Origin of the sequence: Kaistella solincola, assembly GCF_000812875.1 — a bacterium.
Lineage (GTDB): Bacteria > Bacteroidota > Bacteroidia > Flavobacteriales > Weeksellaceae > Kaistella > Kaistella solincola.
This window is the reverse complement of the sequence record NZ_JSYK01000002.1, coordinates 22,833-38,659: the sequence shown is the minus strand read 5'-3', so window position 1 is coordinate 38,659 and position 15,827 is coordinate 22,833. Positions and strand designations below refer to the sequence as shown.

Genomic DNA, 15,827 nt, shown 5'->3' with positions numbered 1-15,827 from the left:
ATGAAAACAACTCTAAAACTTTTAGCAATAGCGTTAGTGGCTAATCTGAATGCTCAGATTATTCCATCCGCAGAGCAAACCCAGCAGCAGCAGCAAGCATTTTACAGAGATGCTACTGCTGTCGTAAAGCAAAACATTAACCCGCAAACCGGTGTTCCCTACCTTGCTACTGGTATCAACCTAAGTATGGTAGATTCCTTTGCCAACTTGTATCAGTTTAATGATGCGGATTATAATACGGCAGATGCCGCACTTTTTTTGCAGGCGATGTCGGAGCTGTATCAAGCAAGCTCGCAATCTCAGTTTTTAAGCGCTTCGGCATTGGAGGCAAAAAGAAATCCTCAAATGATAATGCAAAACATTAGTGCGAGAACTACCACGCTAAATACAGTGCAAATTGGCATCATCAATACCGACTTCGATTTTTTGTTTTACGATTCCGAAAATGAGAGTAACGGGGGCTTGACTTTTCAAAACGGCCTATTCCAGCCCATAGCGGGCAAACCTTCTGCCTTTATCAAACATCTGGTGATGATTGCTCCACAAAAAAGTTCTGTTTCTGCAGAAGGCGGCGTGGTTAGTTTTCAAATTAACCCGGATATTTACTTCAATAAGGGCAAGAAAATTACAAATTTAACGGCAAATTTCGGAGACGGCATAAATCAAAACCTTATCACAAACGGCTCTGTTAATACCGCGGTGTTTTCGGTAAACTATTCTAATCCTGGAGAAAAAGTAATCCCTTTTAATATCACTTATGAAGATGGCTCTACCTTTACTACCTATGGCTCTATTCTCGTGACCTTCCCACAAAGCACTTACACCACTTATGCTGCCACTTCGTGCACTGTAAAAACCAATGTTATTCCGTACACTTCTAAAATTCCGTATCAGGCATGGGGAGAAACTGCCCCTAAATACGGAAAAATGGAATACAAAATCTTTTATGCCAACGATAACCAGACGGGAGTTTGCGGGATGGACCGCGTGAAAAAGCCGTTTATCGTAATTGACGGTTTCGACCCAGGGGATAAGAGAAGGATAGAAGCCATCGACTGTGATGAAAACTGCAAGAAATTATTAGATGAAGACACTCGTAATAATTTTGGAAGCAAATATAAATCTATCTACGATCTAATGAGCTACAAGATAGATCCGAATAATCCAAATGAAACTCCTCAAAAATTAACGGATATTTTAACCCAAAAAGGTTATGATGTCATTATTATCAATCTGCCAACAGAGCGCGATCCTAATAATTTCGATAAGATTATTCAGGATTATGGTGCAGATTTCATAGAAAGAAATGCCATGTCTTTTGTAAGTTTCTTGCAGGATGTAAACGCTTCCATGCATAGCAGAGGCATTACAGAAAAAGCCGTAGTGGTGGGGCCAAGCATGGGCGGACAAATTACCCGCTATGCATTAGCCTACATGGAAAAGAAACAGCAGGAAACCGGCGATACCTATTGGGATCATAATGCTAAATTATGGATTAGTATGGACAGCCCGCACCAAGGTGCCAACATTTCTTTGGCTTTACAGGGAAGCATTGCATTTTTAGGCTATAACAGAGGTATGGAAGAAGCTAAAGGTAATTATGAAAAACAACTGATGACGCCTGCTGCACGACAAATGCTTATAGAACACGCAGAAGAAAAGTTATATGGACAAAATGGAGGTATTTCACCTTATTACACCAGCTATCAACAAAATCTTCATAATAACGGCCTACAAGGTTCTAACGGATATCCGTTGAACCTTAAAAAGATAGCGATTGTAAATGGTTCTATTACCGGGACGAAAAATCTCACCCCCACGCAAACCATTTTGGACATGCGTGGATATATTGATTTGTCGTGGGCATTTTTTCATTGGACAATTAATACATTTAGATCTACACAACTTGCTCAGCCGGAATATCAGCAGTCAAATTTATTATATCATATTGGTTCTGCCAAGTTGGGTTTACCAGTTTGGGGATCATTAGAACTATCAAGACCTAACGGTTTCAGCAAAGGCTCGCTTGATGCTGTGCCAGGAGGATATTACAATGCTATAAATGATTTTAAAGTTCAATCTGCCCAGACACTGAGGAAAATGAAACAACGCAGAAGATATTATATCCCAAATGCTGAAGAAACTCCAACTAATCCACAATCTTTTATCTCAACTCACTCGGCTTTAGATACTTCCGGTTTTAGCGACTGGTATCAGCCTATAAATAAAAATTTGGTGTGCACAGGACAAACGCCTTTCGACAGTTATTATGGTGAAGATAAAAATATGGACCATATTTCATTTACCCCTAATATGGTTGCATGGTTAATAGGCTGGTTAGATGGGAATGAGATTCCTCCTCCTGCCATAGGATCTGAAAATTTACTTATTAATGGCAATACTTTACTTTGTAACAATGATACCTCTATTTATAATTTGAATGTTTGTGGATTATCTACAGCAATCAACTGGAACATTGAAAACGGCTCAATTATTTCCCAAAATTCAAATTCAATCACAGTAAAAGCTACCAACAATGGTTTGATGAAAATTACAGCTTCTTTTCCTAATTCTTCTATTGCCCCGTTAGTGAAGAAAGTCTGGGTAGGAAAGCCATCGGTATATTATGAATTAAATCCTAACGGAAATTATGTATATTATACCCTAAAAAGCACCAATCCTGAGGTAACTTTGCAGGAACAGGGAATTACATCAATAACCTGTGCTACTATATCCAACACAGGTGGATCCATTTCTTCAAATTGTGATTCAGGTTTGGCTCATGGACCAAGTTATAACTGGTATATAGAAAGAAAGATATTAGCAACAAATAATTGTGGAACCTATGAAACTATCCAGGGGATTACTCCTCCTGCTCCTGATCCATGTGATGGATATAGAATTGTAAAAACTAACAATAGTAAAAACAATTACAGAATTATAGATCCTTGTAGTGGATCAAATAGAACTATGGATGATCAAAAATTTAGAAACATAAAAACTCAAATAGCTGACACTAAAGGCAATATTGCTTTTGAAACCACAGACTCAGAATTTGATGTGAGTCGACTCTTAACAGGGGTCTATTACGTTAGAATTATAAAAAATAATAATATAGTACATAATCAAACAATAATTAAAGAATAATTTAAAAAACTCGGTCAATTAGCCGAGTTTTTATTATCAATATTTAATAACTTTTTATCTCAAAAAAATTTCCACATAACGTAAGGCAAATAAATAGGTTTACGATGTGCGTTCCACGAGGAGGTAACTAATTGTAGAGCCGAGGATAACCAGCAGCTTCAGCACAACACCGAGTTGATGAACAAATGGATGAAGAAAAACCCAAAGGATGCTGATAAGTTTCTGAGGTTTAAGGATGGGTGCCGGCATTGAAATGAAAAATATTTAAGTCAATGTTAAAGTTAAAATTCTTTTTAATCGAGCTATTTGTTAAAATCTTGATCACAAAGTCTAGAATCTGATTTTTATTTCCTTATTTGTACCTCAAATTCGTAACTATTTGATTTTCATATATAGTTATTTTTGAAGAAGTGAAATAAGAAAACTTCAATATTTATAAAACCGCTGTAACTTAGTTGCTGCGGTTTTTTTGGCTGTTAAAACAGCAAAATTTTCTAATTTATCTTTTTATTTAAATCAAAAAAATACGCCGCTAAAACCGGTAACTTTTTCATATTTTTTGATACATTAAAACAAAAAAAAACGCCGCTAAAAGGAGAGATTTTTTGAAAATATCGAAATAGCTAAAACAGAAAAATTCACCCTTTTAAGCGGTAATTTTTTTTGTCTTCTCTTTTCGAAACACTTACCTTCGCAGTCCAAAATTCTATTCAATGCTCACCAAACTTATCATCCACAAAGTCGGAAATAAAATCAACCAGGAACCGATGATACTTTCCCAGGCCGAATATCCGCTCGAAGAAAATATGACCGAAATGCTGGAAGATTTTTTCCTGAAATCCTTTAAATCCGAAGAGCAATACCAGTTTTACAGCGACACTTATCTGGTGAACAATCCGGTTTTCAGTTCGGCATCGGAAATTTTCGAGGATAAAAGCCGGTTTATTTTCGAATCGGAAAACATCGCCGAACATCTCTACGGAATTGCTGAAAATCCGCGTGTGCAGGCGGGTGAGCTTTTCATCGCTTATTTCGAAGGTGAAGAAAAAAATGGTGAAAAAATAGATTCTATCGGTATTTTTAAAACCGAAAATAAAAGCCCGTTTCTGAAAATTCAACCCGAAGGCGACACTTTTGAAATCGAAAAAGATTACGGAATTTCACTTTCAAAACTCGATAAAGGCTGTATTATTTACAACAGTTTTAAAGAATCTGGCTACGCGGTTTCGGTGGTGGATAACAACAAAAACGGTGATCAATATTATTGGTTTGAAGATTTTCTGAAAGTTAAGCAGCGCGACGACGAATATTTCCATACGCAGGAAACACTCGCGGTTTACAAGGAATATATCACGAAACAGCTTCCGCAGGAATTTGAAACTACAAAAGCAGATCAGGCAGATTTTCTGAATAAATCCATCAATTTTTTCAAGGAAAAAGAGAAATTCGACTACGAAGAATTTACAAAAGAAGTTTTGCAGGACGAAAATGTAATAGAAAGTTTTGGCAATTTTAAATCTGATTACGAGCAGGAAATGCAGGTTTCTATTTCCGAAGATTTTGCGATTAATGAAGCAGCCGTGAAAAAGCAAAGCCGCGGTTTTAAAAGCATCATCAAGCTCGACAAAAACTTCCACATTTACGTGCACGGCGACCGAAAAATGATAGAGCAGGGCAGCGATGAAAGGGGAAAATATTACCGGCTTTACTTCGACGAAGAACAATAAAAAAAATTCTTAAATTTGCAAACACACCTTTTTATAATCCTTTTTTATGAATTTAGTCGATTGCCACGACGAGAAAATCCACATTTCCGGTCATATTCAGGATTTCGGCTATTTGATCGGGTTAGATGCCTCAGGAAAAACCATTACCTTTTTAAGCCAGAATATTTCCGACATTTTTAGTGTAAATGAAAATGTCCTGGGCCAAACTTTAGAGCAAAATTGCAGTGCCTTTGAGCCGCTTCTGGATTCAGTTGTGCTGAAAAATCTTGATTTTGAGACGCTGAAGGAAGTAGATGTTTTCTTAGATAAACTCACCATCAACGGTAACGGTTATCACCTTACGATTTATAAATACCAGTCGGTGGTTTTTCTGGAAATTGAAAAGGTAACCGAGCATTTTCATACGCGGACTTTCGTTACTAAAAAGTACGAGAGCATCAGCAATGCGACAAACTCAGCAGAAATCTGGCAGCAGCTGTTGGTTTCCGTTGCGGAAGCGATAGATTATGACCGCGTGATGGTGTACCGATTTCTGGATGACGGCAGCGGAAAAGTAATTGCTGAAAAAATTAAAAACGGTGTGGAAAGTTTTATGAACCTGCATTATCCGGAAAGTGATATTCCGCGTCAGGCACGTGAACTTTATCTGAAAAAGCGAAAAAGGATTTTCAGCAACGTTCTTTCTACGCCGGTACCAATCCTTACTACGCTGGAACAGCCTGTTGACCTTACCTATTCCGCCTTACGGGCGATGTCACCGGTGCATGGTCAATATCTGAAAAATACGGGTGTAGAGTCCAGTTTCAGTACCTCAATTGTTATTGATAATAAGCTTTGGGGCATGGTGACCTGCCAAAATGTGAAGGCTAAACATATCGACCTGGTAAACCGAATCCGTGCTGAGGTGTTTACAGTTATTGCTGCGAATGCGTATGCATCTTTCAAATCACGCCAGATGCTGAATGACAGCATTGAGCTTGAAAATCAGATTAAATACTTAAAATCTTCTCTTTCAAAATTCGACGACCTTGAATCATCGCTTTTCAGTAATATTGAAACCATGCGAAATTATCCGCACGCGGATGGTTTGGCAGTAGTGGTTGGTCATCATATTCGCACGGCGGGCTTGGTGCCTTCGGATGAAGAAGTTCTGAACATCGTCAAATATGCACGTGAAAATCCACTAAAGAATTTCTATTCCACCAATGACTTCAGTAATACTCATGAAGGAAATATGGGGCCCCTGGAAAACGCAGCGGGAGTGATGTTCGGCTTTACAGATGATGATCGCAACGAACTTTTAATCTGGTTCCGGCAGAAAGTAGACACCCAGTTGCTTTGGGCAGGAAATCCTTCGAAAGACACGGGAGAAACTGTCCTGAACGGTGATCAGCAATACGTAATTTCGCCACGAAAATCTTTTGCGACTTATATTGAAGATATCAAAGGAAAGGCGACGCCGTGGAAAAACCGCGATATCATCGCTGCTAAAAAAGTAGTGGCGTCGATTCTTGAAACCACGTACAGCCAGTTCCGAAAAGTTCAGGAGCTGAATGACGAGCTGCGAAACCTCAACGAAGAACTCGACAGTTTTTCTTACACCATTTCTCACGACCTTGGCACGCCACTCACCGTCATGAAGCTTAATGCACAATTGCTTGAACGGGCGCATCATGATAATCCCGAAGTTCAGAAAAGAGTTCAAAGTATCCTGGCAGAAGTTCTTGGCATGGAAAATATGATGCGTGGCGTACTGCAGCTCAGCAAGGCAAAATCTTCGGAAATAGAACTCAAGGAACTGGAAACAGCTTCTGTCATCAGAAAAATATGCTTAGATGCACAGCTAACCATCAGTGAAAGTACCGAAGTAATCATCGGAAAAACTCCTAATGTTCTCGGTGATGAAACCATGATGAAACAGGTTTTCCTGAACATCATCGGTAACGCGGTGAAATATTCGAGTAAAAGTGAAAATCCTAAAGTGGAAATTTACGGTTATGAAGAAGACGATAAAGTTATATATACCATTAAAGATAACGGCATCGGTATTCCAGCAAAAGACCAGTCGAAAATGTTTAAGATTTTCAGCCGTATGGAAAACGCCAAGGCTTTTCAGGGCAACGGCGTTGGTCTTTCCATTGTATACCGCATTATGAAACGTCTTGGCGGCAATATATCCTATAAAAGTACAGCTGCAAAAGAGACTATTTTCAAACTGACTTTCCAAAACCCACGATCGCTTTAATGATTTCTGAAAAACTCAAATCCGGAACCCGCCATCTGCACGATTTAACTGAAGAAAAATTCAATTCCGCGAAAATATTTGAAGGCACTTTTGATTTAAATGATTATCGCAAGTTGCTTTTTTACAACTACGAAATGCTGAATTCATTCGAGAATGAAGTTTTTAATTTTATTCCGGCAAAAGCAGCAGATTTTTTGAATTTGGAAAGCCGCCGCAAACTGAAGCTGGCAGAAACCGACATGATGGAATTAGGTGTGCCTTTACCACCTGAACGAAATTTAGCTTCAGTAAAAAATCTTGCGGAAGCATTCGGAATTTTTTATGTTATGGAAGGTTCTACCTTGGGCGGAAACATGATTGCAAAACAGCTTTCCAAATCCGGCGAGTTTGCTGATGCTCCGTTTCATTATTTCAGGTGTTACGGTTCCCACACCGGCTCGTACTGGAAAACTTTCAAAGAAGTTCTGGATCGCGAAATAAAACTTGAATATGAAGATGCTTGTCTGCGAGGCGCTGAAAAAGCTTACGGCTTTTTGCTAAATTTGCCCGATTAACAATTGCTGACTCACATTTTTTAACTGCTTTAAGCACGGATTTTGATAATTTCGAAAAAATTTGCCGCTAAATGATTGATTTTTTCAAAAATTTCTATAAAAATTCTTCAGCGAAACTCTTGCTTTCGCTGTTCTTTTTTGCACTCGCGCTGTTTATTTTTGCGGAAATTACGGACGAAGTTCTGCTGGAAAAGGAAGAGAAGGTAGATTTTTTAATTTTCGATTTGGTGCGTTATCACCTCATCAATCCCGGCGCAACCGGCTATATGTCAGCGTTTACTGAGCTTTCCTCAGTGTCGTTGATGAAAATTGCATATCCGGCGCTCATTATTATTTTTATTTTGGTGAAGGATTACCGGCGCGCTTTTTTCAGTTTTGTCGCAGGCAGCGGCGGATTGCTGATTATTTATTTAATGAAAATGTTTTTTGCCAGACCACGCCCGCCATATCCACTGCTGAATCCGGAAGAAGGCTTCAGTTTCCCGAGTGGTCACGCTACTTTCAGTTTTATTTTTTATGGCATCCTGGCGTATTTTGTCTGGTTAACCGATTTGCCGAAAATCTGGAAATACGCGATGATGACGTTTCTGGTTTTACTTTCACTGATGATTGGTTTCAGCCGAATTTACCTGGGCGTGCATTATCCCAGCGATGTTTTGGGCGGCGTTTGTCTCGGTTATTCCTGGCTTTTTCTGATGATTTACACCTTCCGGAAATGGTTGCCGATTTATTGAATTGATAAAAAATTTCCGCCTTTTTTACCATTTTTTTTAATTTTAGCTTAAACAGCTTTTGACCAAAATTCCCGAATTGTGTAAAAATTCTTATTATTCTTTCATCAAAAGGAAAAAAATTTTGCCAAAATTTGCAAAATTTTTACTTTTAGTGAAGATACCGTTGTTTATTAGATGTTTTTGGGTCTAATCACCAATTTTACTTGGTTGATAAGTCTCTAACTTTGAATTACTAAAAAACCAAAAAACACCATAAGCATGAAAAAAGGAAATTTATTTTATTCTTCGTAAAGTTGGCATCGTTTACTTTATCTGCAGTTTGTGACATTTTTTTTGAAAGTACGCTTTCACAGGATTTTAAATCCGATTTTCTATACCCTTTAATTGGTTTCATCTGAACAGATTTTTTCCGGATTTAATTCCTCAAGTTTTGTATTATGACATCGATTTATTACAAGATCAATCACTGCAAAAACTACACTTTAAGTGAACGGTTGGTGCTAAAGCCTCTTATTAAGTGGAGTACGCAACGTCGCCGGTTAATTGAATAGTTTCCCATCGGGGCGCTACTAATCGCATTTATTTTTCGGTATTTTTTCCACGACGAAAGTTCTGAGCTTCGACGCTCTACCCTCTATCTTATTTTTAAAACACTAAAGATGAATACACATTTTTATTTTAAAAAGTTTAAACAACTCTCCAGTTTGTTATTTTTGTTCTTCCTGTCTACTACCAACTTTTCAGCCCAGACCACTAACTGTCAGGGCTATACACTTACGCAGGGCGGTTGGGGTGCACCCAATCCGGATAATCCTCATGTGAGTTACATGTATGATAATTTTAACAAAGCTTTTCCTGACGGCCTTACTTTAGGGTGCGCTACCGGCTATCAGTTAAAACTGACCTCGCCAGCGGCCGTAACCGATTTTTTACCTTCTGGTGGAACATCGTCCGCTCTGGGAGCAAACTATACCAATCCGGGTGCCAGCTATTCAAATACATTAGCGGGCCAGTTGGTTTCTGTAATGTTGGCGGTTCAGTTTGACAGTTATGACTCTAACTTTTCCTCACCGACCGTTACATTAGGTGAATATGTTTTTATGAGCGGTCCGTTTGCCGGAAAAACGGTAAATCAGTTTTTAGAGATGGCCAATAATTTTATGGGCGGTTGTGGTACATCAGCTTATTCCGCTACACAGTTTAATGAAGCTGCGACTGCAATAAATGAAAATTATGACGAAGGAAACAGAGATTTAGGTTATCTGAAATGTTGCATGCTGGAAATTCAGGTGAATTACGATCCTATAAAATGTTTCGGTAGTACCACGATGGTTCATGTTACAGCTACCGGTGGCTCCTCTGCTACAACGGGTACAGGTGATTTTGCAAAAGGCGCTGGCACCTATACTTTTACCGTGACAGACGGCAGTTGTTCTACCAGCAAAACCGTTACTATTACGCAACCTGATAAATTAGATATTAATGTTTCTGCAACTCCAATTTCGTGCTTCGGTGGTAATTCTACAGTTACCGTAACAGCCACTGGTGGCACCGGCTCGTATACCGGAATCGGAACGTTTACCGTAAAAGCGGGAACGTATTCTTATACTGTAAAAGATGAAAACGGTTGCGAAGCAACAAAATCCATTACTATTTCCGAACCAACACAACTTGTTGTAGATGTTCAGGCAACACCAATTTCCTGTAACGGTGGTGATGCGACCGTAACGGTAACTGCAACCGGCGGAACTGTTTCTTATACCGGAACTGGAACATTTACCGTGAAAGCCGGAACGTATTCTTATACAGTAAGAGATGAAAACGGTTGTGAAGCTTCGAAATCAATTACGATATCAGAGCCGGACGCTATTGTAATGGATGTTCAGGCAACTCCAATTTCATGTAACGGCGGCGATGCCACAGTTACCGTAACAGCAACTGGTGGAACTGGTGCCTTTACAGGAACCGGAACATTCACCGTGAAAGCAGGAACATATTCCTATACCGTGAAAGATGAAAACGGTTGCGAAGCCACAAAATCAATAACCATTTCTGAACCTAGACCAATTATGGTAGATATTCAGGCAACTCCAATTGCTTGCAATGGTGGTGATGCAACGGTAACCGTAACAGCAACTGGTGGAACTGGTGCCTTTACCGGGACCGGAACATTTACCGTAAAAGCAGGAACTTATTCCTATACCGTGAAGGACGAAAATGGTTGTGAAGCCACAAAATCCATTACCATCAATGAACCAACCCCATTATCACTTAAACTGACGATTACAGAAGTGCCATGTTCAAGCTCCGCAAATAACGTTAGCGTAGCAGCAAGCGGCGGAACACCAATGTACACTTACCTTTGGTCCAATGGTGAAACCGGCTCATCTGCTAAATTACCGGCAGGACCGTTCACCGTAACCGTAACCGATGCGAACGGCTGTACAGCTACTGCAAGTGGTACCGTGAAAGCAATTGATTGCGGTAAATTTACCACTGTAACTCAAGGCGGCTGGGGCGCGAAAGCTGCAGGTAAAAACTGGGGCGCTTACAGAGACCAATATTTTGCAGGTGCTTTCCAAACAGGTTTAACAGTAGGTGCAGGCACCAAATGGTTGAAACTTACTTCTGCAAAAGCAGTTGAAGATTTCTTGCCAAGCGGATCAACACCAAGAGCGCTGAATCCGGGAACCATGACGAATCCTGGTGCTTCTTATAGCAATGTTTTAGCAGGTCAAACCGTAGCGCTTACTTTAAACATCAGATTTGATGAGTATGTCGCAAGCTTCTCACCATCCACAAAAAAACTTGGTGATATGGTAGTGGTTTCAGGCACATTCGCAGGCTGGAGCGTTTACCAGGTTCTTGCTGAAGCCAACAAAGCTTTGGGTGGAATGTCAACGTATTCTGCTGCTGAAATCAATGGAATGGTGGACGGAATAAACAACAATTACGACGGTGGAAAAGTGGATAATGGATTGTTAACCTGCCCTTGTCCTGATGCTTCAAACACAGTCGTCGCATCGGCAGCAGTTGTAACTCCGGAATTACCGAAAGTTGCAAGCGAAGTCACACTTTATCCAAATCCGTCGAACGGAGAATTCAATATTAAATTTGATGCAGACCGTAATAGTACGGTTGTCGTTCAGGTGTTCGATTTTGGTGGTAAAATGATGGCAGATTACAGCAGCAAAGTGGTCAGAAATGGTAACAAAGCCAGCGTAAGTGCCAGCAATTATATGCTTCCGGGTGGAGTTTACATCGTGAAAGTGAAAACTGCAACCATGGAAAAAACGCTGAAACTCATTATTAAAAAATAACCATAAAAACTCATCATTAGGAAGACTGTCTGCAAAGGCAGTCTTTTTATTTTGAAAAAAATGCCGTTTCAGCGGCAAATATTTTACAAATCTTGTGCAGTAAATACCTATTCCGTAAATTCGAAAGATGCTTTCTCTGAAATATCATTAGTTTAGAAATTCAGAAAAATTTCCGCTTTTAACGCCTAAAAAACACAATATGCCAGAAGGACCGTCCATACTTTCGCTGAAAAATAAGCTGCTTCGCTACAAAGGTAAAACCGTTACCGAAGCTTCAGGCTACGGCGAAATGGACAAATCCAAAATCGTTAATATCAAACTTGAAGATATTGAAACCTACGGCAAAAACCTGCTCTTTGTATTTAAAGATTTCTTCGTTGGCGTTCATCTTGGCCTCTTCGGACGTATGTTGGTGAACAAACGAAAAAAAGTGAATGCAAGTTTTGCGCTGCATTTCGGTTCCGAAGAAATCAACTTCTATATCGCGAAAACCAAATTATATGAAGGAAAACCACGCGATCATTTCAATTTCAAAACCGATATTTTAAAACCTGAATTTGACCCGGAATTTATTATTAATGAATTGCAGACCAAGCACGCTAACGAGACAATCGGTGATGTTTTGATGGATCAAACCTTATTTGCAGGCGTGGGGAATATAATTCGTGTTGAGGTGATGTATCACGCGAAAATTCACCCAGCGAGTATTATTAAAGATATACCGGAAAAAAAGCTCGTTTTCCTGCTAAAAATGGTGGTGGACTACGCTGAAGAATTCTTAAATCGCATTAAAACCGATGACGTTAAAGAAAAAGCCCTGATTTACGGCAAAAAAATCTGCCCGAAAGACAAATCGGAACTTGTCGTGATTGACAAAATGGGAAAAGTAAAACGCAAAACTTACATCTGCCCCAAATGCCAGAAACTGTATGCAGAAAAAAATCCCGCTTAAAGCAGGATTTTTTTGATTTTTCTAAAGCTGAATTTTATTTAGCCTTGATATTCGTTTTCTTCGAAAAGCCCGTCCACCGACCAATAGCGTTCGCCGGTGTCATAATTAAAAGTAAGAATTCTTGAGCCTTTCGGGATGTCAGCTAGTTTTTTAGAAACCGCCGCAGCTGAAGATCCGGTGGAAATTCCGGCTAAAATTCCTTCTTCTCTGCCGAGTCTTTTTGTAAATTCAAAAGCTTCGTCTTTTTCAATCTGTATAACTCCGCTCAGGATTTCGGTATTCAAAACTTTTGGTACAAAGCCGGCACCAATTCCCTGGATCGGGTGCGGACCGGACGGACCGCCGGAAATCACCGCGGAATCTTTCGGTTCCACCGCAAAACTTTGAAGATTTGGGAATTTTTCCTTTAAAACTTCGGTTACGCCGGTAATATGACCGCCGGTCCCCACGCCGGTAATCAAATAATCAAGACCTTCGGGGAAATCATTCAAAATCTCCTGTGCGGTAGTGTTTGCGTGAATTTCCGGGTTAGCTTCATTTTCAAATTGTTGAGGAATCCACGAGTTTTCTATTTCCTGCGCCATCTCGGTTGCTTTCGCAATTGCGCCCGAAGTGCCTTTTTCCTTTGGCGTCAACACAAACTGCGCTCCATAAGAACTCATGAGTTTTCTACGCTCCACACTCATACTTTCAGGCATTACCAAAACCAGTTTATAACCTTTCACCGCGCAAACCATCGCCAGACCAACGCCGGTATTTCCCGAAGTCGGTTCTATAATTACGGTGTCCTTATTGATTTTGCCTTCCTCTTCCGCTTTTTCAATCATTGCCAAAGCGATGCGGTCTTTGATGCTTCCGCCAGGATTTTGCTTTTCCAGTTTCATCCAGACTTCGTGATCCGGGAAAATGTTGTTCAATCTTACAACTGGCGTATTGCCGATGGCTTCTAATATATTATTCAGTTTCATAAAATGGGTTTTTAAGATTTTAATGTTTTTTCGGGGTTTAAATGTGCTTTTTTTAATTTTTAAATACTGAAAATAATAGGCTCATTTGCCGGAAATTTATTTTTTACCGTAACCTGACCTTTGTGAAAAACCACAGAATTCGCAGGCACACTTTCGGTGATCCAAACGTTTCCGCCGATGACAGAATTTTCACCAATCACAGTATTTCCGCCGAGAATAGTAGCATTTGCATAAATTACAGCGCCGTTTTCAATTGTCGGATGGCGCTTTACATTCGCCAGTTCTTTAGCGACAAAATGCGCGCCTAAGGTGACGCCCTGATAAATTTTAACATTATTTCCGATGACCGTAGTTTCACCGATGACGATGCCGGTGCCGTGATCGATGAAGAAATTCTCCCCGATTTTTGCGCCGGGATTAATATCGATGCCGGTTTTACTGTGCGCCAATTCCGTCCAGATGCGCGGGATTAAAGGAATTTTATTATTATAAAGTTCGTGTGCGAAACGGTAAACGGCGATGGCAAAAAAACCGGGATAGGAAAACATGACTTCCTCAATGCTTTGCGCCGCGGGATCATTATCGAAAATTGCTTTTGCATCGTTTTTAAGCGACTCATAAATTTCGGGGAAACTTTTAAAGAAAATTTCTGTTTCCGCTTCTTCATTTTTTGCGGTTACGGAAAAAAGGATTTCATTAAACTCGCTTTTAAAACTGTTCAAACGTGCTTCAATGTCACTGTATTCCGAACATCTTTGAAGTTCTAAAAAAAAGATAAAACGGAAAAATCGGTCGATAAAGCTCTCAATTTTTTTCTTGTCGATATCAAACTTTCGGTTGGAATAGCCTTCGTGAAGTCGGTTTGTGAAACCCATAATCATCTATATTTTAAACAAATTTAGAACATATCAGCCTTGAAACCGTTGATGTAAGGTAAAAAAAACCGATGGCAGCAATTCAGTTTTTAGATGAGAAAAAGGCCGAATTTTTTATTTAAAACTTCATCGGAACAAAATTGGTCAAAACTTTAACATTTTGTAAATTTGGGTTCATAAAAAATTCCGGGTTAAAACGGCTAATTTTTACGTTTTTCTTTGGATAAAAAATAATTAATGAAGCCGTAGGGTTCCATACATCATTAAAAAAATAAATTTACAATTATGAAAGTTACCGTAGTAGGAGCAGGAGCAGTAGGCGCAAGTTGCGCAGAATACATCGCGATGAAAGATTTCGCAGCAGAAGTTGTTCTGGTTGATATTAAAGAAGGTTTTGCCGAAGGTAAGGCGATGGATTTAATGCAAACCGCTTCTCTGAATGGTTTCGATACCAAAATTACAGGCACAACAGGGGATTACAGCAAAACTGCAGGATCTAAAGTTGCCGTAATTACTTCCGGAATTCCAAGAAAGCCGGGGATGACTCGTGAAGAATTGATCGGAATCAATGCCGGAATTGTTAAAGACGTAACTGCAAATTTGGTAAAACATTCACCGGACGTCATCATCATCGTAGTTTCAAACCCGATGGATACAATGGCGTACTTGGTGCACAAAACTTCCGGATTACCGAAAAACCAAATCATCGGAATGGGTGGCGCGCTGGATTCTGCACGTTTCAAATACAGATTGGCAGAAGCGTTGGAATGCCCGATTTCAGACGTTGACGGAATGGTAATCGCAGCGCACAGCGACACCGGAATGTTACCTTTGATGAGCAAAGCAACACGAAATGGCGTTCCAGTAACTGAATTCTTGAACGAGGAAAAACAGGCTTACGTAGAAGAAGAAACCAAAGTTGGTGGTGCAACTTTAACCAAATTATTGGGAACTTCTGCGTGGTATGCACCGGGAGCCGCGGTTTCTGTGATGGTTCAGGCAATTTTATGCGACCACAAAAAAATGATTCCTTGCTCGCTGATGCTGGACGGTGAATATGGTCAAAGCGATATTTGTCTTGGCGTTCCGGCAATTATCGGCGCAAATGGCGTTGAAAAAATCGTGGAAATCAGTTTAACAGACGCTGAAAAAGAAAAATTCGCCACCGCTGCAAAAGCAGTTCGTGAAGTGAATGGTGATTTGAAGTTCTAAGGAATTAAAAATATATTTAAAAACGCATCTTTTATAAGGTGCGTTTTTTTTCCGGGCAAAAAGACCGTTTTTTTGTGATTTAGCAAATGTATT

Annotated in this window: 10 protein-coding genes; 8 read left to right on the top strand and 2 right to left on the bottom strand. The window is 39.8% G+C overall.

All coding sequences use genetic code 11. The annotated features are described in order from the left end of the window. From OA84_RS01040 to OA84_RS01010, 7 genes are all read left to right on the top strand, one after another. A complete protein-coding gene (locus OA84_RS01040; RefSeq protein WP_039341126.1) occupies window positions 1-3,147 on the top strand; it encodes an alpha/beta hydrolase in 3,147 nt (1,048 codons plus the stop codon). Window positions 3,148-3,860: 713 nt separating this feature from the next. Beyond that, a complete protein-coding gene (locus OA84_RS01035) occupies window positions 3,861-4,874 on the top strand; it encodes a nucleoid-associated protein (RefSeq protein WP_039341123.1) in 1,014 nt (337 codons plus the stop codon). 46 nt (window positions 4,875-4,920) lie between these two features. Then, the gene (locus OA84_RS01030) at window positions 4,921-7,119 is read left to right on the top strand and encodes an ATP-binding protein (protein WP_039341121.1); all 2,199 of its coding nucleotides are present in this window, start codon (window positions 4,921-4,923) and stop codon (window positions 7,117-7,119) included. After that, window positions 7,119-7,673 carry a biliverdin-producing heme oxygenase gene (locus OA84_RS01025; RefSeq protein ID WP_039341118.1) on the top strand — a complete coding sequence of 185 codons (555 nt, stop codon included), beginning with the start codon at window positions 7,119-7,121 and terminating at the stop codon, window positions 7,671-7,673. Before OA84_RS01030 ends, OA84_RS01025 begins: the two co-directional genes overlap by 1 nt. Before the next feature lie 71 nt (window positions 7,674-7,744). After that, a complete protein-coding gene (locus OA84_RS01020) occupies window positions 7,745-8,407 on the top strand; it encodes a phosphatase PAP2 family protein (protein WP_052252053.1) in 663 nt (220 codons plus the stop codon). A 659-nt stretch (window positions 8,408-9,066) separates the two neighbouring features. Further along, complete coding sequence (locus OA84_RS01015; protein ID WP_039341116.1) at window positions 9,067-11,727, top strand: T9SS type A sorting domain-containing protein; 2,661 nt, start codon at window positions 9,067-9,069, stop codon at window positions 11,725-11,727. Between the two features lie 199 nt (window positions 11,728-11,926). After that, window positions 11,927-12,679, top strand: a complete 753-nt coding sequence (locus tag OA84_RS01010; protein ID WP_039341114.1) for a DNA-formamidopyrimidine glycosylase family protein — start codon at window positions 11,927-11,929, stop codon at window positions 12,677-12,679. Between the two features lie 38 nt (window positions 12,680-12,717). On the opposite strand, the gene cysK is transcribed toward OA84_RS01010, so the two are convergent. Beyond that, complete coding sequence (cysK, locus tag OA84_RS01005; RefSeq protein ID WP_039341113.1) at window positions 12,718-13,647, bottom strand: cysteine synthase A; 930 nt, start codon at window positions 13,645-13,647, stop codon at window positions 12,718-12,720. A gap of 59 nt (window positions 13,648-13,706) precedes the next feature. After that, on the bottom strand, window positions 13,707-14,528 hold the full coding sequence (epsC, locus tag OA84_RS01000; protein WP_039341110.1) for a serine O-acetyltransferase EpsC: 822 nt from the start codon (window positions 14,526-14,528) through the stop codon (window positions 13,707-13,709). Window positions 14,529-14,807: 279 nt separating this feature from the next. Between epsC and OA84_RS00995 the strand changes: the two genes are divergently transcribed. Beyond that, window positions 14,808-15,734, top strand: a complete 927-nt coding sequence (locus OA84_RS00995) for a malate dehydrogenase (protein WP_039341107.1) — start codon at window positions 14,808-14,810, stop codon at window positions 15,732-15,734. Window positions 15,735-15,827 lie beyond the last annotated feature (93 nt).